Source organism: Salegentibacter sp., from assembly GCF_036568425.1.
Taxonomy (GTDB): Bacteria; Bacteroidota; Bacteroidia; order Flavobacteriales; family Flavobacteriaceae; genus Salegentibacter.
Map to the genome: position 1 here is coordinate 1 of NZ_DATCSO010000100.1, position 21563 is coordinate 21563.

The 21563-nt window shown below is 39.0% G+C and carries 22 protein-coding genes and 1 pseudogene; 11 read left to right on the forward strand and 12 right to left on the reverse strand.

The genetic code is table 11. The annotated features are described in order from the left end of the window. Both VIM94_RS09750 and VIM94_RS09755 read left to right on the forward strand, forming a co-directional pair. Positions 1-255: pseudogene (locus tag VIM94_RS09750) on the forward strand (ATP-dependent Clp protease ATP-binding subunit ClpX); the annotation flags it as partial. A gap of 131 nt (positions 256-386) precedes the next feature. After that, positions 387-1109: a TerC family protein gene (locus VIM94_RS09755; RefSeq protein WP_332039110.1), complete on the forward strand. Its 723-nt coding sequence runs from the start codon at positions 387-389 to the stop codon at positions 1107-1109. Here the strand turns inward: VIM94_RS09755 and VIM94_RS09760 are convergent. The 5 genes from VIM94_RS09760 to VIM94_RS09780 all read right to left on the reverse strand — a co-directional run bounded on the left by VIM94_RS09760 (position 1106) and on the right by VIM94_RS09780 (position 3853). After that, complete coding sequence (locus VIM94_RS09760) at positions 1106-1687, reverse strand: urea carboxylase-associated family protein (RefSeq protein ID WP_332039111.1); 582 nt, start codon at positions 1685-1687, stop codon at positions 1106-1108. The genes VIM94_RS09755 and VIM94_RS09760 overlap by 4 nt on opposite strands. After that, positions 1668-2291: an FMN-binding negative transcriptional regulator gene (locus VIM94_RS09765; RefSeq protein ID WP_332039112.1), complete on the reverse strand. Its 624-nt coding sequence runs from the start codon at positions 2289-2291 to the stop codon at positions 1668-1670. Before VIM94_RS09765 ends, VIM94_RS09760 begins: the two co-directional genes overlap by 20 nt. Next, complete coding sequence (gene gntA / locus VIM94_RS09770) at positions 2292-2954, reverse strand: guanitoxin biosynthesis heme-dependent pre-guanitoxin N-hydroxylase GntA (RefSeq protein ID WP_332039113.1); 663 nt, start codon at positions 2952-2954, stop codon at positions 2292-2294. A 92-nt stretch (positions 2955-3046) separates the two neighbouring features. Next, complete coding sequence (locus VIM94_RS09775) at positions 3047-3322, reverse strand: SemiSWEET transporter (RefSeq protein ID WP_332039114.1); 276 nt, start codon at positions 3320-3322, stop codon at positions 3047-3049. Positions 3323-3328: 6 nt separating this feature from the next. Then, the gene (locus VIM94_RS09780) at positions 3329-3853 is read right to left on the reverse strand and encodes a DUF421 domain-containing protein (protein ID WP_332039115.1); all 525 of its coding nucleotides are present in this window, start codon (positions 3851-3853) and stop codon (positions 3329-3331) included. A 183-nt stretch (positions 3854-4036) separates the two neighbouring features. Between VIM94_RS09780 and VIM94_RS09785 the strand changes: the two genes are divergently transcribed. Both VIM94_RS09785 and VIM94_RS09790 read left to right on the forward strand, forming a co-directional pair. Continuing rightward, positions 4037-4738 carry a glycerophosphodiester phosphodiesterase gene (locus tag VIM94_RS09785; RefSeq protein ID WP_332039116.1) on the forward strand — a complete coding sequence of 234 codons (702 nt, stop codon included), beginning with the start codon at positions 4037-4039 and terminating at the stop codon, positions 4736-4738. A 1-nt stretch (position 4739) separates the two neighbouring features. Next, positions 4740-5966 (forward strand): NAD(P)/FAD-dependent oxidoreductase, encoded by a 1227-nt coding sequence (locus tag VIM94_RS09790; protein ID WP_332039117.1) that lies wholly within the window; start codon positions 4740-4742, stop codon positions 5964-5966. Here the strand turns inward: VIM94_RS09790 and VIM94_RS09795 are convergent. Then, positions 5959-6435: a TspO/MBR family protein gene (locus VIM94_RS09795; RefSeq protein ID WP_332039118.1), complete on the reverse strand. Its 477-nt coding sequence runs from the start codon at positions 6433-6435 to the stop codon at positions 5959-5961. The two genes, VIM94_RS09790 and VIM94_RS09795, sit on opposite strands and share 8 nt — an antisense overlap. 119 nt (positions 6436-6554) lie before the next feature. On the opposite strand from VIM94_RS09795, the gene VIM94_RS09800 reads away from it, so the two are divergent. The 7 genes from VIM94_RS09800 (at position 6555) to VIM94_RS09830 (ending at position 14066) form a co-directional block, all read left to right on the forward strand. Continuing rightward, positions 6555-7637, forward strand: coding sequence for a diphosphomevalonate decarboxylase (locus VIM94_RS09800; protein ID WP_332039119.1), 1083 nt, complete (start codon positions 6555-6557; stop codon positions 7635-7637). A 51-nt stretch (positions 7638-7688) separates the two neighbouring features. After that, a complete protein-coding gene (locus VIM94_RS09805) occupies positions 7689-8627 on the forward strand; it encodes a mevalonate kinase (protein ID WP_332039120.1) in 939 nt (312 codons plus the stop codon). Positions 8628-8638: 11 nt separating this feature from the next. Further along, a complete protein-coding gene (locus tag VIM94_RS09810; RefSeq protein WP_332039121.1) occupies positions 8639-9544 on the forward strand; it encodes a geranylgeranylglycerol-phosphate geranylgeranyltransferase in 906 nt (301 codons plus the stop codon). Between the two features lie 82 nt (positions 9545-9626). Then, entirely contained in the window at positions 9627-10490 is an 864-nt protein-coding gene (locus VIM94_RS09815; RefSeq protein ID WP_332039122.1) for a pseudouridine synthase, read from the forward strand. 284 nt (positions 10491-10774) lie between these two features. Further along, the gene (locus VIM94_RS09820; RefSeq protein ID WP_332039123.1) at positions 10775-12178 is read left to right on the forward strand and encodes an arginine decarboxylase; all 1404 of its coding nucleotides are present in this window, start codon (positions 10775-10777) and stop codon (positions 12176-12178) included. Between the two features lie 48 nt (positions 12179-12226). Further along, entirely contained in the window at positions 12227-13102 is an 876-nt protein-coding gene (speB, locus tag VIM94_RS09825) for an agmatinase (RefSeq protein WP_332039124.1), read from the forward strand. Continuing rightward, complete coding sequence (locus tag VIM94_RS09830) at positions 13095-14066, forward strand: deoxyhypusine synthase family protein (protein ID WP_332039125.1); 972 nt, start codon at positions 13095-13097, stop codon at positions 14064-14066. The genes speB and VIM94_RS09830 overlap by 8 nt, the downstream gene beginning before the upstream one ends. A gap of 34 nt (positions 14067-14100) precedes the next feature. Here the strand turns inward: VIM94_RS09830 and VIM94_RS09835 are convergent, their stop codons facing one another. The 6 genes from VIM94_RS09835 to VIM94_RS09860 form a co-directional block, all read right to left on the reverse strand. Then, on the reverse strand, positions 14101-15474 hold the full coding sequence (locus VIM94_RS09835; protein ID WP_332039126.1) for a glycosyltransferase 87 family protein: 1374 nt from the start codon (positions 15472-15474) through the stop codon (positions 14101-14103). 10 nt (positions 15475-15484) lie between these two features. Beyond that, entirely contained in the window at positions 15485-16951 is a 1467-nt protein-coding gene (locus VIM94_RS09840) for a cellulose synthase family protein (protein WP_332039127.1), read from the reverse strand. Continuing rightward, positions 16951-17643 carry a glycosyltransferase family 2 protein gene (locus VIM94_RS09845; protein ID WP_332039128.1) on the reverse strand — a complete coding sequence of 231 codons (693 nt, stop codon included), beginning with the start codon at positions 17641-17643 and terminating at the stop codon, positions 16951-16953. Before VIM94_RS09845 ends, VIM94_RS09840 begins: the two co-directional genes overlap by 1 nt. 123 nt (positions 17644-17766) lie before the next feature. Beyond that, a complete protein-coding gene (locus VIM94_RS09850) occupies positions 17767-19428 on the reverse strand; it encodes an OmpA family protein (RefSeq protein WP_332039129.1) in 1662 nt (553 codons plus the stop codon). Between the two features lie 12 nt (positions 19429-19440). After that, positions 19441-20382, reverse strand: a complete 942-nt coding sequence (locus VIM94_RS09855; protein WP_332039130.1) for a type IX secretion system membrane protein PorP/SprF — start codon at positions 20380-20382, stop codon at positions 19441-19443. A gap of 25 nt (positions 20383-20407) precedes the next feature. Continuing rightward, positions 20408-21563 (reverse strand): gliding motility-associated C-terminal domain-containing protein (locus VIM94_RS09860; RefSeq protein WP_332039131.1); only part of this gene is annotated, 1156 nt, incomplete at its 5' end.

Below are 21563 nucleotides of genomic sequence, written 5' to 3' on the forward strand. Positions count from 1 at the left end.
AAGCAATATCAGAAACTCTTTGAGATGGACGAAATTGAATTCGATATGACCGAAGATGCTCTGGATTACATTGTAGAGAAAGCTATAGAGTATAAACTTGGTGCACGGGGGCTTCGTTCACTTTGTGAGGCGGTACTTACCGATGCGATGTTTGATATGCCTGAGAGCAACCAAACAAAACTTATAGTGAATAGGGATTACGCGGAAGATAAACTTAATAAATCTACTATTAACAAGCTAAAAGCAGTCTCTTAACAAAATTAATATTATATATTTTTTAAGGTCATTCGTAAAAGAGTGGCCTTTTTTATTTCATAAGAAGCTGTAAAAACCGAAAATATTTTTTCTAATTTTAATCCTGCTCTTAGCTAACCAAATATAAATTAATGGAAATTTTTCTTCAGCCAGATACCTGGATTGCTTTACTCACTCTTACTTTTATGGAAATCGTGCTGGGTATAGATAATATTATTTTTATTTCTATAGTTGCGGGGAGGCTGCCTAAAGATCAGCAAAAGAAGGCAAGAATTGGTGGTCTTTCAATCGCGCTTATTATGCGAATTTTACTGCTGCTAAGTATTACCTGGATCATTGGCCTTACAGAGCCTGTGCTAGAATATATGGAATTTGAATTGAGCTGGAAAGACCTTATCCTGGTGGCGGGAGGAATTTTTCTACTGGTGAAGAGTACCCTTGAGATACATCAAAAAGTTGAAGGGCATGAAGAAACCTCGAAGGTGAAAAGTGTAAATTCCTTCGGTTATGCTATTTTGCAAATAGTAATGCTTGATCTTGTCTTCTCTTTCGATTCTATTTTAACGGCTATAGGTTTAACCGATGCAGTTTTGTTAATGATCATAGCCATAACCATAGCCATAATCGTGATGATGATATTTGCCAAAGTGGTGAGTGAGTTCGTAAATAAACATCCTACAATCCAGATTCTGGCCCTATCATTTTTAATCCTGATTGGAGTGATGCTAATCGTTGAAGGCTTACACTATCATGTGCCAAAAGGATACATCTACTTTTCTGTTTTCTTTTCTCTGGCTATAGAAATGCTCAATATGCGCTTTAGAAGAAAAAAGAAGGAGCCCTTAGAGGCTTAATCGATAATTTCAAAATGAATGGGCTTGAAGCTGCCATTATTGCTGTCTTCCGCAGAGCAGGCAGTTAGACCAATAATAAGATCCATTTTAGCTTCAAAAAGTATGTAATCTCCTGCCTTATTTAGTGGTGGATCTACGCTAAGTTTTCCTTTACTGTCAAATTGCACATTCATGAAAATATTGAATGCCGTGGGGACATCATCGGGTTCTATCCCGAATTTTTTCAGATTTTTGTAGAGATTTTCAAAGCAACTGGGATGGTACCCTTTATGATCATACATTATTTCAAAGGTCTCCGGGCTGCAGGGGGCCAGTAAAAAATCATTACGGCCATTAGTATCTTCCAGGATCTCCATTAATTTTTGACTACGGTTACTCCATAAAAAATTGCCTTTGGTAATAAGGATACTTTCCTCAAAATCCAGGGTTTTTCCCGAGGAAAGTTTCTCCCGGGGATCATTCGCATTAAACAACACCATATCGCTTACCTGTTCGGCTTCGGGGCTTATCACCTTCAATTTCTGGCCCTTTTTTAGAGAAAAGGCTTCTCCACTTTGTTTATCTATCTTTTGTATCATTTTCAGCTTTGATATTTTTTTCTAAAACGTAATCCATAGGGTTGGCCCGCTGCTGTAGTTTTTTGCTAATTCTGTTGAGGTCTTCTGAATCGTAAGCCTGATGCAGCTTGGCTATCCCTTCAATTTTAAATGGTTCACACCAAAAACCGGTGATATGCGGAAGATGGTCTGTAATTATTTCTGAAGGAATATCCTTATACATTAATGGTTTTTCCTGATCCTTTTCAAATTTATAAACCAGTTTAATCAGTGATTGCTCCAATTCTTCTTTAGATTGAATTTTAATCCTGGCATTCACATGAACCGCCGAATAATCCCAGGTACTTATATCTTTTTCCTTGTACCAGGAGGACGAGATATACCCGTGAGCCCCATGAAATATCAGTAAGACCTCAGTCCCGTCTTTAAGGTGTTTTAATTGTTCATTATGGTTGGCTATATGGCTGTAGAGTCTGAAATTCTCAGCATGACCATCCGCCAAAACCGGAATATGAGTTGCAAGAAAACGCTCCCCCTTAAGAATGAAAGTGGCGAACGGGTGTTGCCGGATAAAGTTAAAAATATAATTGGAGTATTTTTTCTGGTATTTCCTGGGTTGGTACATTTATTTGTTTTTCCCGTGAAGAAACGGACATTTCCATTCTTCTCCAACTTTTCGTCCGCTATATTGCCTGGCCTCGCTGCTTTCACCAAAATCTTCGAGCATAGGGTTTATATGGCCTTGGAGTTCGATATCACGTTCCCGGATCTTATCCCGCACGTTTTGATAAGCACCCATTTCCCTTAGTTTTTCGAATTGCCAATGCAGGTTAAAAGTAAGTGCCGGATATGGGCTTTGTCGTGCTTTTCTACTGCTGTTAGGGTGAAGCCCCACGATATAAAATGATTTTCCGGCTATACTAAAACTGAAGTTTTTACTTTCCGGATCCTTGCTCACCTCTGGGTCCCATTCTTTATCATCTGCCTCATGGATAAATTGTAATTGTTTCCATAGTAATTCTTCAAATTTTGCTTCAGAATAATCTTTCTTCTCCGGAAAAGCAGCTATAAAGGTGTAGAAATCATTAGAATTAAAATCATAGTTTTCCAGATATTCCTTCAGGTCATTAAGGATTTTTTTACCGGTTTCCAGCGAACCGAAATTATCATAGTTATGAATTTCAGCTTTATCCATGCTGAATACCGTTTGCGCCATTATACAGGGGTGGTCCTTATCGATAATAAATTCCCTGAAATCTTTGTAAGAGGTTTGGGCTGCCGTACTCATTTTTTATGCATTTGTTATAAAAATAGCAGTATACCAGATTACATTCAAGTGGTTTAAGAAGACTTTAGTTTAAGATTAAAGAAGATTAACAGCTATTGGTTTTTGTTGGTATCCCTGTACCGAAGCATTAGGTAAAGCATTACGCCATTTAGACCTAAGCTAACCCCGTTGGTTGCAATTATCGGCAAATCCTCCTGGATTATTCCGTAGATAACCCATAAAAAAACCCCTATCACTAAAATGGTGAACATTCCGGGGGAAACATCTTTCACTTTTTTGGTTTTCCAGGCTTTTTTAATCTGGGGAATCACAGCAGCAGTTGTGCAAACCCCTGCTACAAGTCCAAGTATATCTGTCCAGCTTAGCATGATATGTTATTTATTTTGTACGTCTTTAATAAGCCAATCTTCTAATTTTTGTCTTTCATCAGAAGTATGCATTACCGAAATATCCCCTGTGGTTTCAAAAATTACCGCCCGTACTTGGGAGAGGTTCAGAACATTCGCTTCCCTTAGTTTTGAACGGAGATCACCTTCTGTAACCCTTGCTTTTTTCAAGTTTTCGTGAAGAATATTATTTCCGTCCATTAGCAATAGAGGCGAATTATCTATCGCTTCCTGAAACCATGAAAACCGCCTGCCAATAGCTGCCAGAATTTGTAAAATATATACAGCTGCAAGGCCCGTAATTCCATGAGTTAAGCTTACCGAGGCTGAAAGAATCGTAGTTGCCAGAATAGACCCAACAGCAACAGTCATTGCAAAATCAAAACTTGACATTTTTGAAAAACTGCGTTTACCGGCTATGCGGGTAAATATAATTACGGCTAAATAAATTCCTGTAGCAGTAAGGGCGATAGCTATTAAAGAGTCGATAGAAAATTCAAACCATTTGTCCATTTTTATAATTTTTTGATTAGACTTTTGCTAATTGTAGGTAGAGATTTAATTAACCAAGAAGGAATTAGTTTAATCCTTAAAATTAGGGAAGCCTCCCATTAAAAAAATGTTAAGTAGTAATAAGCCTTTCTAAAGATTTGCTTTGAGCTTAATCCATTTCAATAAAGCTTTTACCTTTGCCTTATGAATTCTATTCTGAAAATAGGACACAGAGGAGCAAAAGGCCATTTGGCTGAAAATACCCTGGAGAGTGTTCAAAAGGCTATTGAGATAGGTGTTGATGCCATTGAAATTGATGTCCACCGGTGTAAAACGGGTGAAATTGTTGTTTTTCATGATTTCACCTTAGACCGTACCACTAATGGAAGTGGAGAAATTGCTAAAAAGAGCTGGGAAGAATTAAAAATAATTAAGGTTGAAGAACATTATAGCATTCCCCTTCTTACTGAAGTCCTGGACCTTATTGAGGAAAAATGTAGTGTTAATATTGAATTGAAAGGTTTAAATACTGCTGCAGGTACTTCAGAAATAATTCAGGATTATATGGCAAAAGAAAACTGGAAATATCAGGATTTTATTGTTTCCAGTTTTCAGAAGAATGAACTCTTCAAATTAAGGCAACTTGATGAGAAAATTCCCCTTGGAATTTTGAGTAAAGCCAGCGTAAGTGAAGCCATCGAACTCGGGAAATTGCTGAAGGCACAGGCTATTCATCCTTCCTTAGGAATAATTACAAGAGATAGTGTTATGAATTCCCACCGGGCCGGATTTAAAGTGAATGTCTGGACGGTTAATGAACCGGAAGATATTAGCAGAATGATAGATTTTGAAGTAGACGGAATTATTTCAGATTTTCCGGATAGGCTTAATAAACTGGTCAATTAAAATGCACGAATACGACATTATTATAATTGGAGGGGGAGCCGCGGGTTTCTTTACAGCAATAAATTCTGCTGAAATGAACCGGGATTTGAAGATTGCCATCCTGGAACGGGGGAAAGAAGTGCTTTCTAAAGTTCGTATTTCGGGAGGAGGCCGTTGTAATGTAACTCATGCCGAATTTGTTCCTAAAGAGCTTTGCGCTAATTATCCAAGAGGGGAAAAAGAGTTGCTTGGTCCATTTCATAATTTTATGACCGGCGATACGATGGAGTGGTTTGAGAAAAGGGGAGTAGGGCTAAAGATCGAAGATGATGGACGTATCTTTCCGGTTTCAGATTCTTCGGAAAGTATAATTAATTGTTTCCTGAATGAAGTTGAAAGATTGAAGATACAGATGCTAAAGAACCATTCGGTTCAGGAGCTTAAGAAAACAGGGGAGACATGGATTGTCAGGACCAACAAAGGAGATTTTTCAGCAGAAAAGATTATGCTGGCTACAGGAAGTAATCCTAAAATATGGAAACTTCTCGCCAGGCTTGGGCATAGCATTGTGCCTGCAGTGCCCTCATTATTTACTTTCAATATTAAAGATAGACGCATAAAAAGTCTGGCGGGAATTGCCACCGAAGCTTCTGTGCGGATAAAACTTAATTCTAAAGAAACTAAATTGGAAAGCGAAGGTCCTCTGCTTATCACGCACTGGGGAATGAGCGGGCCGGCAATTTTAAAATTATCAGCCTGGGGTGCCAGGGAACTTTATGCTGAAAATTATAAGTTTGAGATTAAAGTGAATTGGTTACCCGAGATGAATTCTGAAGAAATTCAGAAAGAATTAAAGGATCTTAAGTTTAAGGAAGCAAAAAAGCAAGTGGTAAAATACTCCAGGTTTAATCTTCCAAAACGCTTATGGCAGAGCCTGGTTGAGGCAGCAGGAATAGGTTCGGAGACTACCTGGGCAGAAGTGAATAAAAGCCAGTTGGAAGCTTTAATCGATCAACTTTGTGATGCAGAATTCTCGGTAAATGGAAAAAGCACCTTTAAAGAAGAATTTGTAACTGCAGGTGGAGTAGATCTCAAAGAGGTGAATTTTAAAACTTTCGAGAGTAAATCGCATAAGGGCCTGTTCCTGGCGGGAGAAATTTTAAATATAGATGCGGTAACCGGCGGATTCAATTTTCAGAATGCATGGACCGGTGGATTTCTTGCTGCAAAGGCTATGAGTACTAATTAAGATACCAGACCTCAAGATTTAGGGCCAGGGCCAGGAGCACCCAGACAGCGTATGGAATAAGAAGGTATGCTGCGAGAAGATTCACTACTTTAAACCATCTAATTGTAAGTATTACCAGGATAAAAAGAGTAATGGCCGCAAGTAATGACCAAAAGGGTTCGTTTAGGCCGAAAAAAAGTAAGGACCAAAACCCGTTGAATAAGAGCTGAAATCCAAAATGATAAAGAGCCGTTTTTACCCATTTATGATAAAAACCTCTGGTCCACACGATCCCAGCGGCTACACCCATAAGAACGTACATTAACATCCAGACCGGGCCAAAGACCCACTCTGGCGGGTTAAACCAGGATTTATCTAAAGCTGTATACCAGCCATTCATAGCGGTTTGGGTAGCCACCGCACCAACAAATCCAAAAAGCAGGCAAATGCCAATTGCTATAGAACTGCGTATGAGAAGTTTCCTTGTCATCTTCCGGTTTGTTAGATACTACTAAAATAGGAATTAAATTGAATTTTAAAACTTTTGAGCATAAGTTATCTATATGGGCAATCTCAGGTTAAAAGCTATCTTTGCTAAAATTTTTTACAATGTGTGAACAGGATTTTATTCCGGGAGAATATGAGAAGTCAGTACCATTGGGCAAAGTGGCCTGGCAATCGCCAAGCAATATTGCCCTGGTGAAGTATTGGGGGAAGAAAAAAAACCAGATTCCGGCGAATCCCTCGGTGAGTTTTACCTTGAAAAATTGTAAAACTATTACTACTCTTGAATTTCAGGAAAAGGAAATCAAAGGGGAAGATTATGACTTTGAATTGTTTTTCGAAGGAAGAAAGAAAGACGATTTTAAACCAAAGATCAAGAAGTTTTTTGAACGTATTGAGCAATACTCTCCTTTTTTAAAGGATTTTAAACTTCTTATTCAAACTAAAAATACATTTCCTCATAGTAGTGGGATAGCTTCGTCAGCCAGTGGGATGAGTGCCCTGGCTCTTTGCGTGATGAGTCTTGAAAAGAAATTGAATCCTGGTTTAACAGAAGATTTTTTTCTGAAAAAAGCTTCATTTCTAGCAAGATTAGGATCGGGCAGTGCCTGCCGAAGCATTGAAGGAGAGCTTATAGAATGGGGGGAACATGCTAGCACGGCGGGTAGCAGTGATCTCTTCGGTATCAAATATCCTTATAAGTTGCACGAGGTTTTTAAAACCTACCAGGACACGATTTTGCTGGTAGACAAAGGACAAAAACAGGTGAGTAGTACCCTGGGACATAATCTAATGTATGGTCATCCTTTTGCTGAGGCCCGGTTTGCGCAGGCGCATGATAACCTGGACCAGTTACAGGCTATTTTTGAAATGGGAAATCTGCCGGAATTCATCAAAATTGTAGAAAGTGAAGCATTAACGCTGCATGCCATGATGATGAGCAGCAATCCTTATTTTATTCTAATGAAGCCAAATACCCTGGAGATTATCAATAAGATATGGGAGTACAGGGAGACAACAGGGGTTCCGGTATGCTTTACTTTAGATGCAGGTGCTAATGTTCATGTGCTCTATCCCAATGAGGAAAAAGATAAAGTTTTGGAATTCATTAAGAATGAGTTGGTTGTCTATTGCGAAAAAGGGCAGTATATTTGCGACCTTATTGGAAAAGGTGCAGAAAAATTGTAGATTTACTTAAACTTTTTTGTCCCAAAAACGGTACAGTTTATACCAGAGCTTATGAAAGGACCTTTATTTTATTCAAAAATCCTTCTCTTCGGAGAATATGGGATCATTAAAGATTCCAAAGGTTTATCAATTCCTTATAATTTTTACAACGGAGCCTTGAAGGTAGACGAAGATCCATCTGAAGCTGCTATCAAGTCCAATAAGAGTTTATGTAAATTTGCCGATTACCTTAGGGAACTTTCAGAAAACAATCCTGATCTTGTTAAATTCGACCTTGATTCTTTAAAGGCCGATATTTCAAAAGGAATGTACTTTGATTCTACTATCCCACAGGGATATGGCGTTGGAAGTAGTGGGGCTTTAGTTGCGGCTATCTATGATAAGTATGCTACAGATAAGATAACGGTTCTTGAGAATCTAACCCGTGATAAATTATTAAAGCTGAAAAAAATCTTTGGCAAAATGGAGTCGTTTTTCCATGGTAAATCATCCGGTCTTGATCCGCTTAACAGCTATTTGAGTATCCCTATTCTTATAAATTCAAAAGACAATATTGAGCCTGCAGGGATTCCATCGCAAACTGAGAATGGGCAAGGAGCCGTATTCTTGCTTGACAGTGGAAGCACCGGGGAAACCGGTCCTATGGTTGGGATTTTCATGGAAAACATGAAGCAGGAAGGCTTTAGGAGAATGCTTAAAGACCAGTTTGTGAAACATACTGATGCCTGTGTAGATGACTTTTTAAATGGTGATGTGAAATCGCTTTTTAAGAATGTTAAAAGCCTTTCTCACGTTGTGCTGGATAATTTTAAACCTATGATTCCTGCGCAGTTTCATAAACTATGGCAAAAAGGAATTGATACCAACGATTACTACCTGAAGCTTTGTGGCTCAGGTGGAGGAGGGTACATTCTTGGTTTTACTGAAGACATCGAAAAAGCTAGAAAAGCTTTAAAAGATTATAAATTAGAAGTGGTTTACAACTTCTAAACAAGCTCTTAATGGTTTCCACCTCCAACAAACGTTTGTTGCTGAAAATGCTTAGTTTGTTTTCGGTGGTTCGTGGCTATAATATTCTGGTGCTAATCCTTGCTCAGTACCTTACCTCGGCTTTTATTCTAGCCCCTGATTTACCTTTACGCGAAGTTTTTTTCGATGATAATTTATTTTTTCTAATCCTTTCTTCAGCGACTATTATCGCTTCAGGGTACATTATCAATAATTTTTACGATAGTGAGAAAGACCTCATAAACAGGCCAAAGAAAACAATGTTAGACAGGATTGTGAGCCAACGCACCAAACTCTCGGTCTATTTTATTCTGAATTTACTTGCCATATTTTTTGCCAGTTATGTATCCTTCAAAATGGTATTGTTTTTTTCAATTTACATTTTTGCTATCTGGCTTTATTCTCATCGCTTGAAGAAAATCTTATTTCTGGGGAACCTGGTAGCTTCGATTCTTACTATAACTCCCTTTTTTGTGATATTCGTGTACTACAGGAATTTTGAGACTGTTATCTTTCTCCACGCTACCTTCCTTTATTTGATGATCGTAATGCGGGAACTGGTGAAAGACCTGGAGAATATGCAGGGGGACCTGGCGCAGAATTATCAAACCATTCCTGTAGTTTATGGGGAAAAATGGAGTAAATTTTTCCTTTCAATATTAACGCTGGTTGCAGTAGTTCCTACCTTACTTCTTATCACAAGGTTTGATACGGGTTATATGGATTATTATTTTTATGCTTCGCTTGTCTTATTGGTTTTTTTCGTGTTATTCCTGTATTTCAGTAAAGCCAAATGGCAATACCTGTTGCTGCATAACATACTTAAATTGATTATCGTAGCCGGAGTATTTAGTATTCTGCTTATCGACCTTCGCGATGTGCTTAGCCGGGTGTTTTAGATCAATTTATTCTGAAAATATTATTCTTTTTATAATTTAGTTAATCTGTACTTATACAGTACCTTTGCAAAAAATTAGAGCTATGAGTAGAAATGATAAATCTTCAGATGGGAAATTCAGCGGAAGACAAGGTGGTGGACAACGAAAAAAATCTTATGCCCGGGGAAATGCCCCTACAAAAAAGACCGGAGACAAAACTTCAGGTAAACCAGCTTCAGCTAAATCAACTCAAAAGACTGATGGAATCAGGCTCAATAAATACATTGCTAATTCCGGGATATGTTCCCGTCGCGATGCCGATATCTATATTGCCTCCGGGAATGTTACGGTTAACGGGATGGTTATTACCGAGATGGGTTATAAAGTGAAACTTAGCGATGAGGTAAAGTTTGACGGTAGAACCTTGAATCCCGAAAAACCTGAATATTTCTTACTAAATAAACCCAAAGGGGTTTTCGTTACCGGAAGCCTGGAAAAAGGTGGGAAAACCGTAATGGAACTAATGGCCAAGGCTACTAAATCAAAACTTGACCCCGTTGGAAAACTTGATACCCAGGCGATGGGATTGTTGCTCTTCACTAACGATGGCACTCTTGCTAAAAAACTAGGGAAACCTAAGAACGGCATAAGACAGATCTATCATATAAGCCTTACCAAACCACTCTCCCCGGAACATCTGGATAAGATTAAAACAGGGGTGATTCTGGAAGATGGCAAAGTGAAGGTGCAGGATGCCAGTTATATTGCCGACAGACCGAGAAATGAAGTGGGCCTTGAAACTAACTCTACCAAAAATCATGTGATTCAGAGATTGTTTAAAAGTATGGGATACGAGATAGAAAAATTAGACCGTGTAGTCTTTGGAGGTCTCACTAAAAAAGACCTGCCCAGAGGCCGATTCAGAAGGCTTACAGACCAGGAAGTTATTAATCTTGGCATGCTTTAAAAAAAGTGATTTCGTATTAAGTTTTTTAATATTTTTGACCCGGCTTTTCCTTTGAAAATCCGGGTTTTATTTTGGACCATTTAATACACAAACATAATTGACAAATTCTTTTCGTCATTGCTTCGGAAGCTTTCCTGCTTTTTTAGAATATTTCCTGTTTAATCAAATTTCAGGCTTTAAATTATCAGTTGTCAAATCCATCTTAACAAACTTTTACCAATCAATGTTTTTGATGCGGTAATTTTATCCCTAATTTCTAACTTTAGAACTCTTAAACTACTCCATTGAATACTAAATACAGCGATTTAATAGACCAGACTTACTATTTCCCTCAGGAAGAATTTACTCTTGAGGATAATGAGTTAAAGTTTCATGGAATTGACCTTATGGAACTTGTACGAAAATATGGTGCACCCCTTAAATTCAATTACCTGCCAAAAATTTCGGACAATATTCAAAGAGCTAAAAAATGGTTTGCCGATGCTATGGAGAAACATAATTATAAGGGATCCTATAATTATTGTTACTGTACCAAAAGTTCTCATTTTGAGCACGTGCTCAACGAGGCCTTGAAAAATGACATCCATATAGAGACTTCTTCCGCCTTTGACATCGATATTGTAGAGAATCTAAAAGCTAAAGGGAAGATTACCGATGACACTTATGTGCTTTGTAACGGCTTTAAACGTGATCAATACGTAGAAAATATTGCCAGGTTGCTTAATAATGGACATAGAAACTGTATCCCTATTATAGATAACTATGAGGAAATAGATCTTTTATCTGAAAGCATAGAAGGGAAATATCCTATTGGGATTAGAATAGCCTCCGAAGAGGAACCTAAATTTGAATTCTATACTTCCAGATTAGGTATAGGTTATAAAAATATTGTTCCTTTTTACAATCGAAAAATCAAGGAAAACAAGCAGGTGGAGCTGAAGATGTTGCACTTCTTTATAAATACCGGAATACGGGATACCGCCTATTACTGGAATGAATTGATAAAGTGTTTGAGGGTGTATGTTGCCCTTAAAAAGGTATGCCCAACCTTGGATAGTTTAAATATTGGAGGCGGTTTCCCCGTGAAGAATTCTCTGCATTTTGAATATGATTATGGGTATATGGTAGATGAGATCATCAACCAGATAAAATTGGTTTGTGAGGATGCTGAAGTAGATGTGCCAAATGTTTTTACTGAATTCGGAAGTTTTACCGTAGGTGAAAGTGGTGGTGCGATCTATGAAATTTTATACCAGAAACAACAAAACGATCGGGAAAAGTGGAATATGATCAATTCTTCTTTTATTACCACCCTACCCGATACCTGGGCTATAAGCAAGAAATTTGTTATGCTTGCCTTAAACCGCTGGAATGATGAATATGAAAGAGTTTTGTTAGGCGGATTAACCTGCGATAGTGATGATTATTACAACTCAGAGCAAAATGTGAATGCGATTTACCTTCCGAAGTATAAAAAAGAGAAACCGCTTTATATCGGGTTTTTTAACACCGGGGCTTACCAGGAAACAATTGGAGGTTTTGGGGGATTGCATCACTGCCTGATTCCCGAACCCAAACATATCCTTATCGATAAGGATGAAAATGGAAATATCACAACCAAATTGTTTAGCGAACAACAGAACGCAGAAGATATGTTGAAAATTCTTGGCTATAATAATGGGAAATAAATTTTTTATAACTTTATATAACTAACTCTTATTCAATCAACTTTTAAAATGAACAAAAAGAATTACGCCGGGATACCAGATAAGTATTCTCGCATAGACGATGCTAAAGTGGTATTAATTCCTGTTCCTTACGATGGAACAAGTTCCTGGCAAAAAGGCGCAGATAAAGGTCCGGAAGCCTTTTTAGAGGCTTCAGAAAACATGGAACTTTATGACATTGAAACACGAAGCGAGGTTTACAAAAAGGGCATATATTTAGCTCCACCTGTTAGCGAGAATTCTTCTCCTGAAAAGATGGTTGAAGCGGTTCATAAGACTGTGAAGAACTATATTAAACAGGAAAAATTTGTGACCATCTTCGGTGGAGAACATTCTGTTTCCATTGGGACCATTCGGGCATTTAACGAAAGCTTTGAAGATCTTACAGTAGTTCAGCTCGATGCTCACGCCGATCTTAGACCAGAATACGAAGGTTCTTCCTGTAATCACGCCTGTGCAGTGCATGAAGCCAGTAAAAGGACAAATCTTGTTCAAGTAGGAATTCGGTCAATGGACATTTCAGAAGTAGAACATATGGACGAGAACCAGGTGTATTTTGCACATGATCTTTACGAGGATTGGATGGAAGATGCTATTGGCCAAATGACCCCAAATGTTTTTATTACTATAGATCTGGATGCGTTGGATCCTTCTATTTTACCTTCTACCGGTACTCCCGAACCGGGAGGCCTGTTCTGGTATGAAACCCTGGAATTTCTTAAGTTGATGTTCAAAAAGAAAAATGTAGTTGGTTTTGATATCGTAGAACTTTGCCCAAATGAAAATGAAAAATCTTCTGATTTTCTTGCGGCAAAACTTTACTATAAAATGTTAAGCTACAAATTCAAATATTTAAACCATAACCACCTAGACGAAGATGAGTAAAGGAGCGATTTCGCAATTCATAGAAAAATATTACTTACACTTTAACTCTGCTGCTTTGGTTGATGCTGCAAAAGATTACGAAAAGCAGCTACAGGACGGTTCAAAGATGCTGGTTTCTCTGGCAGGAGCCATGAGTACTGCCGAGATTGGTAAAATTTTTGCCGAGATGATCCGGAAGGACAAAGTGCACATCGTTTCCTGTACCGGAGCCAACCTTGAAGAAGATGTGATGAATCTGGTGGCGCATTCACATTACAAACGTGTGCCTAATTACCGTGATCTTACACCGCAGGAAGAGTGGAATCTGTTGGAAAAAGGTCTTAACCGGGTTACCGATACCTGTATTCCTGAAGAAGAAGCTTTTAGGAGAATTCAGCATAAAATCGTAAAGATTTGGAAAGACGCTGAAGAAAAAGGAGAGCGATATTTTCCTCACGAATTCCTTTATAAATTACTTCTTTCGGGAGTTTTGGAAGAGCATTACGAGATTGATATTAAAGATTCCTGGATGTATGCCGCGGCCGAAAAGAATTTGCCAATGGTGGTTCCCGGCTGGGAAGATAGTACCCTGGGGAATATTTTCGCTTCCTACGTACTTAAAGGGGAACTTAAAGCCAGCACTATGAAATCGGGAATAGAGTATATGACCTTCCTGGCAGATTGGTATACCGATAATTCCCAAAGCGGAATCGGCTTTTTCCAAATTGGTGGTGGGATTGCCGGCGATTTTCCTATTTGTGTTGTGCCAATGCTTTACCAGGATATGGAAAGAACAGATACGCCATTCTGGAGCTATTTCTGCCAAATCTCAGATTCTACAACCAGCTACGGTTCTTATTCTGGAGCTGTTCCTAATGAAAAGATAACCTGGGGTAAATTAGACATAAATACTCCAAAACATATTATCGAAAGTGATGCTACCATTGTAGCACCTTTGATATTTGCTTATTTACTGGATATGTAAATCATATTCTGAAATAAAAGGAAGAGCCTGTAAGTTAAATTACAGGCTTTTTTGTTTGGTACATATTTCTAAAAATTTCAAAAATCAACAATCCGAAAACGAAGAAATATTCTATTCCCAGGAGCCAGTAGTTTTCTTTAAATTCAGGATTGGAATAAGCATAATAACTTAGAAAAACCAGGCCGGTCCATAGAATCATAAAACCATATTTTGTAAAAACAGACAGGAGTAGAGGAGTCACCAGATACCACGGATGCACCGTAGTAGAAAGGAAAAAGTAAGCGGCTATTCCAAATAGCATTGAAGTGATTAACCCAGGCATGGTTTGGTTCTTTTTCAAGAAAGCAAGCCTAAGGATGATAAAGAACGTTAGAACAGCTAGGACTTTTCCGGCGGTGGCGATAATGTTGTAACCTTTTAATTCAAAACCAATCCAGCGAACCACGTAATAAATGCTTGCATTAAACTCAAATTTCTGAAACCAAAGCGCAATACTGCTGGAAAAATTAGCGATAAATTCTGAAGAAATAAAAGGAAGAAAGCTTATTAAAATTGTTAGCCCAACTATAAAATAATAGGATAAGAGCTTCTTGAAACTTAGCCTGCTAATATCTGGATTTTCTGTCCTCTTATTATTTTTAAAATAATTCCAGAGAAGTGGTAAAAATATTAGCGGAATCAGTTTCACTGAAACTGAAACCCCAAGCAAGACTGCACTCGCTAACCATTTTCCTTTGTGAAGCAAATAGAGTGAGAAAATCAGGAAAAACAGCATTACGCCTTCAAAATGCAGGTTGCCGGTTAGTTCAATAATGATAAAAGGATTCAATATATACCAAAAGATTTGATGCTTAGGAAGATGAAGACGCTGCAATAGTTTCTTTCCGAAGAAAAGGATCCCGAAGTCGGCAAGGATGATAAGAACTCTCATCACCATTACCGATCCCAAAATAGTTTTCCCGCCTAACAATGCCGATATAGCAAAAATCAATTGATTAACCGGGGGATAACTGGTGAAATTGCTTTGACTTAAACTTCCCATTCCCTTGTAAAGTTCAGTCCAAATTCCTTGAAAATTACCAATCAATTCAGATGGTTTGTGTAAATAGGGATTTATTCCTTCGAGGATTAGTTTTCCATCCCATAGAAAGCGATAGAAATCCTGGGAGAGGTTTGGCAAGGCAAAAAGAAAGATAAGCCTGTAGAGAAGGGCTAAGGATGCAAGGGACCAAAAGTTGATTTTTTCAAGCTGGATTAATCTGAAGTTCATAAAAAACAATCCGCCATAGAGGGAGATGAGTTTTATAAAATCGCTACGATCTAGGTTATAGGCAAAGGAGAAATAAAAAGCAATGCTCGTGAGGGCGACAATAATACTGAAGCGATGGTTTTTCAAAAACTCTTTCATTCTCCCAAAACTAAGTCCGAATCGTTTTAAAAACCACAAAGCCAAAGCCCAGGAACAGCATGAAATGGAAAATTGCCAGACTGAAATCCTTCAGTAAAAAAGCGCTGTAAAGTCCAAATCCAAAATATAACCAAAGCCCTAACTCCATTATTAATTGTGGGCTTAGCGCCTGAGTTAAATATTTGTTGGTCTTCCAGTTTTGGTTTGTCCTGTTTATATTGAATTTTGGGGTTCTTATAAATTCTGATTTTTTCCCCAGGTGGCCTTCCAGTACTGCGATGGAGTTATGCAGGGAAAAACCCATTACCACCGAGAAATAACTAAAAAACATTCCGATAAATTTGAGAAAACTTCTGAAGCTACCACCGTGAATTTTTTTCCAGGCTACATAATAACAAAAGAAAAAAATAATAGTACTGAGTAGAAAAACTCCCAACCAGTTGAAGTACCAAACTAATTGTGGGTTCTGGTTTTTAATATATAAAACCGGGACGCTTAAGACTGCTAAAAGCAGAACGATCAAAAACATACTGGAATTGAGTAAATGGAAAAATCCGTGAAATTTTGTGCTGAAAGAAGCTGATCTATCTGTTAATAATTTCCAGTAATTTTTTCTAAAATTTTCGGCGGCGCCTTTATTCCATCTAAATTGTTGCGATTTGGCGGCGCTAATGGCCACAGGAAGCTCGGCGGGAGTTTCTACATATTCCAGGTATTTAAACTTCCAATTTTTAAGCTGGGCGCGGTAACTAAGATCAAGGTCTTCTGTTAGAGTATCACCGCTCCAGTTTCCGGCATCCAGAATACATTCCTTTCGCCAGATGCCCGCCGTACCATTAAAGTTTATAAAATGTCTTCCAAAATTCCTTCCCGTTTGTTCCAGAATAAAATGAAAATCAAGAGCAAAGGCCTGGATTTTAGTAAGCCATGAATAGTCTCGATTAATATGTGCCCATCGGGTTTGTACCACACCAATTTGGGGATTTTTGAAATAGGGTACAGTCTGAAGAAGCCAGTCTTTTTTCGGTAAAAAATCGGAATCGAAAATGGCGATGAACTGGCCTTTTGCGCTTTTAAGGCCTTCCTTTAAAGCCCCCGCCTTGAAGCCGGTTCGGGCTTCGCGGTGAAAATGTTGGATATCGAAGCCAAGTTTCTGCAATTCAGAAATTTTGGATGCGATTAAAGCCACCGATTCATCGGTAGAATCATCCAGCACCTGGATTTCCAGCCTGTTTTTTGGGTAGTCGATTTCAGCAATATTGTCTAACAGCCGCTCCACTACATATAGTTCATTATAAAGTGGGAGTTGGATGGTGACCATCGGGATTTGCAATGGATCGCTGAGGTCGAATCTTGCTGAAATATCGGGCTGCTTTTTCGCTTTTAAATAATTAAGCAGAAGCTGAAGTTGGGAGAGGCTGTAAATGAATATTATCAGCAATGCGAGCGAATACAGGATGAGAATTGCAACTGCCATTATTTAAAACTATATTTAAAAATCCAGCTCAGGATTTTAGCTCCTGCAAAGATAGCACCTTTCAGCGTGCCCGAAACTTTTGAAGTGCCTATTCGGTTTTTGTACTTTACGGGAACCTCGGTGTAAGTATAGTTTTTTTTGATTGCTTTCAATTGCATTTCTACCGTCCAGCCATAGGTTTTGTCTTGCATTTTTAGGGCAAGCAATTTGTCGTATTTAATTGCCCTAAATGGGCCGAGATCGGTAAATTTCGCTCTGAAGAATAATTTCATCAGGGAAGTTGCGAGCCAGTTTCCAAAAATCTGCGGGCCGGTCATAGAACCTTTTTCACGTAATTCTGCAACCCTGGTTCCGATGACCAAATCTACATCTTCATCCAAAATTGGAGCTACGATTTTGGTTAATTCCTGGGGATAATCGCTGTAATCCCCATCAAGAAATACTATAACATCTGTTTTGATTTTCTGGTTTGAAATATACTTCATCCCTTTTAGGCAGGCATATCCATAGCCTTTTCTACTTTCTGAAAGTACCGTGGCCCCGGCTGTCCTGGCATTTTGTTCGGTGGCATCGGTAGAATTGTTACTCACTACTATAACTTCCTTAACGATTTCCGGAATTTCAGCAATGACTTTTCCTATGGACGCTTCTTCGTTATAGGCAGGGATGATGACTTTTATAATTTGATCCATAGGTTTATTTGCTATGGGACAAATATAAGTTTGACTGTGGGCTTCTCCATAAAAAAGAAAATAAAAAAGCCCCGGAAACTCCGGGGCTTTTAAAGGTTGGTTAGTTAGTATTCTAATTAGGAATTAATTTTCTTCCTCCATTTCGGTCTCCTCGGTTTCTCCGTTAGTGTCCATAATGGTGAATTCACTTCTACGATTTACAGCATATTGCTCGTTGGTACAACCTGTTGGTTGAGTACAATCGTTAAGCGGCATGCTTTCGCCATATCCTTTAGAAGTTAATCTGCTGCGGTCTATTCCATTTTCAACTAGATATTCCAGGGTAGAAGCAGCACGTCTTTCAGAAAGTTCCATATTATAACGGTCGGAACCTCTGGCATCAGCATGAGAACCTATTTCAATGTTAATTGAAGGATATTTTTTCATAATATCTACAACCTTATTAAGTGTTGGCTCAGATTCTTCTTTGATAGTTGCCTTGTCAAAATCGAAGTAAATATTTCCAACATCTCTTAGTTGTTGTCTTCCGGTTTCCACATTAGTCTCTCTATCTTCGAATTCAACTACAGGAGGTTCATAATCTTCGCGGTTGAACAGGTAAAGGTTGTCTGTACCTCTTCGGTTAGAGGCAAAATAACCTTCTTCGTCACCTTCTTTAATTACGAAGGCGAAATCATCCCGATTGGAGTTTACAGTTGCGCCAAGGTTTTGAACTTCTGAAAAATCTCCTTCGCTTCTGAAAACATCAAGGTTTCCATATCCCTGGTGTCCATCTGAAGCGAAATAAAGTACATTCTCTTCACTTATGAAAGGGAATTGTTCACGTTGAGGAGTGTTAACCCCAGTTCCAAGATTTTGTGGAGTCCCGTAAGTTCCATCTTCATTAATATCTACTACATAGATATCGAAAGACCCTTCAGAGCCTGGCATATCGCTGGCAAAGTAAAGTTTACTTCCATCTGCACTAAGGCTTGGATGCTCGGTAGAGTATTCATCGCTGGTGAAAGGAAGGGCTTCAATGTTAGTCCAGGTTCCATCGACCAATTCAGCGCGGTAAAGCTTGATGTGTGCAACTCTTACACCTTCTTCGTTTTTAACTCTTTTTTCGCTGGTGCGATCAAAGTACATTACGTTTGCATCCTCGTTAAAGGTTGCAGAACTTTCGTGAGAATCGGTATTGATCTCATCTGAAAACAGAATAATATCAACCAGTTCTCCTTCTTCAGTCATTTCAGCACTGTATAGATCAAGAGTCGGCTTTTTATTCCAGGGGTAAATTGGACGCTCCTGATTTCTGGTGGAAGCGAAAACAATACGGTCTCCCATATAAGCTATCCCGAAATCTGCTGCAGCGCTATTATTCATGATCTGATCAGTGGTGTAAACATGAGGGGCAACGGTATCGAGTTCTCTCTGGAATTCGTCAAAATTAACATCCTTACCAGTGAATTCGCTCATTTGCTCATCAGCCTCTTCGTTTTCACCTACACCTCTTAAGGCGTGAGCGAACCTAAAACGGTATTCAGGAGCTGCCTGAGCTTCGTGTCTAAGGAAAAGCAATCGATAGGTTTCAACTGCATTTTCCATTTGATTAGTGTAGAAATAGGCATCACCAAGGTTCTGCAAAACCTCCTGATTTTTATCTACAACCTGCTCATAAGCATCTGCGGCATCAATAAGAGCTCTTTGAGCAAAAAGCTTGTCGCCTTCTTTTATCTGGGAGCTCTGACCAAAGGCAGTGATGCTTATCAGTAATAATAAAATTGTACTATATATATTTTTCATGTTTCGCTATTTTTAGAAGAATCTAGGTGATTTGTCATATCCTTTTGTAAGGCCAAAGAGGTCGATGTCCCATAATAACATAACCTCATGGGTTCCTCCCACATTGTACCCCAGAAAATCTGAAGTAAAATGATCATAGGCGTAACCAACTCTTAAGGCAGGAGTGATCTTAAAGTTCACAAGTCCTGTAATGGTTTCGTTAAACCTGTACCCGATTCCTGCTTCCAGTCTATCATAAAGAAGAACATTGGCAGTGACATCTACAGCTAATTGAGCCCCTTGAACCGCTCTAGCCATAAAGGCAGGCTTTAGACGTACATCCTGGCTGATATCAAACACATATCCACCAGTAAGGTAGTAATGTATTTCTTCTTCACCCAGGGCTTGAAGGCCTTGTTCGTTTTCAATGTACTTTGAAGTAAAGAGGTTGGGAGCAGAGGCACCTAAATAATAGTTGTCTCCAAACCAGAAAGCTCCTACTCCAAATACAGGGAATACTTCATTAACGTCTTGCAGGGCTGGATCACCTGGATCGACTACGCTAAGCCCCGAAAGGCTTGCATCGTAAGTGGTTAATCCTCCTTTAATACCAAATGAGATCTTGCTGGATTGTCCTGCCGGAAGTACGTAAGCGAAATCGGCAGTGATGTTGTTTTCTTTTACAATATCACCAATTTCATCGTGCACTACGGTTAGTCCTAGTTCTACGCGTTCACTTACAGGGGTGTGAGCGAAGAAGCTGAAGGTGCTTGGAGCACCCTCAACATCCTGCCATTGAGACCTGTAAATTCCACCGAGGTTAAGCATACCTGGATCATCGGTAGCATACCCTGGATTAATAACACTCATATTATACATATACTGAGTGAACATGGGGTCTTGCTGAGCCATACCTTTAATAGAGAAAAGGATAATGCCCGCGAATATTAAATATTTTGTGATTGTTATTTTCATTTCTTTCTAGTGTTTATCCTTTTGATTATCTACTTAAGTATACTTTACCTTGTTTTGGTTCGGTACTTCCATCGTTGAAATCAATCACGTAGAAGTAAACACCTACAGGTAACACATCATCTCCAAAGGAACCAGATTGGTTAGAGGTCCCATCCCATGCAGGTGTGGAAGCATTTCCTTTGTAAATTACATTACCCCATCGGTTAAAGATCTCAATAGAATAGTTTGGATATTCATTAGTGATGTTTTCAATAATGAATGTATCATTTCTTCCATCTCCGTTTGGCGTAATGGCCTCAGGATAAAGAATTGGACAGGTCTCTACAGATACTGTTACGGCTAGTCTTTGTGAGCTTTCACATCCGGTTTCTCCGGTTAGAGTAGCGTAATAAGTTCCTGAAGTTAGCGGGGAAGAAGTACCAAGTGCATTGGTTCCGTCTTCTGAATCATACCAGGTGATTTCACCGCTTTCAATTATTTCAGCTGTTAGATCGGCTATTGTTGGATTATCTGCATCACAGAACTCAAGGTTTGTTGAGCTGATTGTCGGTGCGTCAGAATCGTTAACAGTTATTACTACTTCAGTAGCATCAGATTCGCATCCGTTTTCAGAAGTAACAGTTAGGTAGTAAGGCCCGTCAACTAGCATATCATCATCCATTACCATGGTAGTAAGATCTGCATCGGCATACCAGGTTTGTCCTTCTGCCATTGGCAGGTCAGCTCCAGTTGCCATCTCGATGGCACAGAAAGCATCCAATTGAGGAGCTGCCGGCGCGTCTGGAACTTCGTTTACGGTTACAGTTAGGGTTGAAGTGGCAACACCACATTCGTTAATTGGCTCAACGGTATAGGTTACTTCGTAAGACCCTGCACCCATGGCGCTGGCATCGAACATTCCATCAACAAGAACTTCATCATTGTATGTGAATTCACCTTCAGTTGAAGCCTCGGTATCCAGGAAGTTAAATAGGTCCTGCTCTCCATCAGTAGCACAGAAACTGGCAGTCATATCTTCACCTGCAGTAATGGTTTCCAAAACAGTGATCGTGAAAGTAGCAGAAGCCGTTCCTGTCACACATGGTGAAGTTTCATCTAAAGTATAAGTTACTTCAAATTCACCTGCACCAGTTGTAGATGGACTGAACATTCCGTCTTCATAACCTTCAAAGTAACCATTG

Coding starts and splice junctions, on each gene's coding strand:
- VIM94_RS09775 (WP_332039114.1), bottom strand. CDS start 3,322: ATGCTAAGCTGGACAGATATACTTGGACTTGTAGCAGGGGTTTGCACA.
- VIM94_RS09765 (WP_332039112.1), bottom strand. CDS start 2,291: ATGTACCAACCCAGGAAATACCAGAAAAAATACTCCAATTATATTTTT.
- VIM94_RS09855 (WP_332039130.1), bottom strand. CDS start 20,382: ATGAAAATAACAATCACAAAATATTTAATATTCGCGGGCATTATCCTT.
- VIM94_RS09795 (WP_332039118.1), bottom strand. CDS start 6,435: ATGACAAGGAAACTTCTCATACGCAGTTCTATAGCAATTGGCATTTGC.
- VIM94_RS09785 (WP_332039116.1), top strand. CDS start 4,037: ATGAATTCTATTCTGAAAATAGGACACAGAGGAGCAAAAGGCCATTTG.
- VIM94_RS09790 (WP_332039117.1), top strand. CDS start 4,740: ATGCACGAATACGACATTATTATAATTGGAGGGGGAGCCGCGGGTTTC.
- VIM94_RS09780 (WP_332039115.1), bottom strand. CDS start 3,853: ATGGACAAATGGTTTGAATTTTCTATCGACTCTTTAATAGCTATCGCC.
- VIM94_RS09800 (WP_332039119.1), top strand. CDS start 6,555: ATGTGTGAACAGGATTTTATTCCGGGAGAATATGAGAAGTCAGTACCA.
- gntA (WP_332039113.1), bottom strand. CDS start 2,954: ATGAGTACGGCAGCCCAAACCTCTTACAAAGATTTCAGGGAATTTATT.
- speB (WP_332039124.1), top strand. CDS start 12,227: ATGAACAAAAAGAATTACGCCGGGATACCAGATAAGTATTCTCGCATA.
- VIM94_RS09840 (WP_332039127.1), bottom strand. CDS start 16,951: ATGGCAGTTGCAATTCTCATCCTGTATTCGCTCGCATTGCTGATAATA.
- VIM94_RS09835 (WP_332039126.1), bottom strand. CDS start 15,474: ATGAAAGAGTTTTTGAAAAACCATCGCTTCAGTATTATTGTCGCCCTC.
- VIM94_RS09850 (WP_332039129.1), bottom strand. CDS start 19,428: ATGAAAAATATATATAGTACAATTTTATTATTACTGATAAGCATCACT.
- VIM94_RS09830 (WP_332039125.1), top strand. CDS start 13,095: ATGAGTAAAGGAGCGATTTCGCAATTCATAGAAAAATATTACTTACAC.
- VIM94_RS09805 (WP_332039120.1), top strand. CDS start 7,689: ATGAAAGGACCTTTATTTTATTCAAAAATCCTTCTCTTCGGAGAATAT.
- VIM94_RS09760 (WP_332039111.1), bottom strand. CDS start 1,687: ATGATACAAAAGATAGATAAACAAAGTGGAGAAGCCTTTTCTCTAAAA.
- VIM94_RS09755 (WP_332039110.1), top strand. CDS start 387: ATGGAAATTTTTCTTCAGCCAGATACCTGGATTGCTTTACTCACTCTT.
- VIM94_RS09815 (WP_332039122.1), top strand. CDS start 9,627: ATGAGTAGAAATGATAAATCTTCAGATGGGAAATTCAGCGGAAGACAA.
- VIM94_RS09810 (WP_332039121.1), top strand. CDS start 8,639: ATGGTTTCCACCTCCAACAAACGTTTGTTGCTGAAAATGCTTAGTTTG.
- VIM94_RS09845 (WP_332039128.1), bottom strand. CDS start 17,643: ATGGATCAAATTATAAAAGTCATCATCCCTGCCTATAACGAAGAAGCG.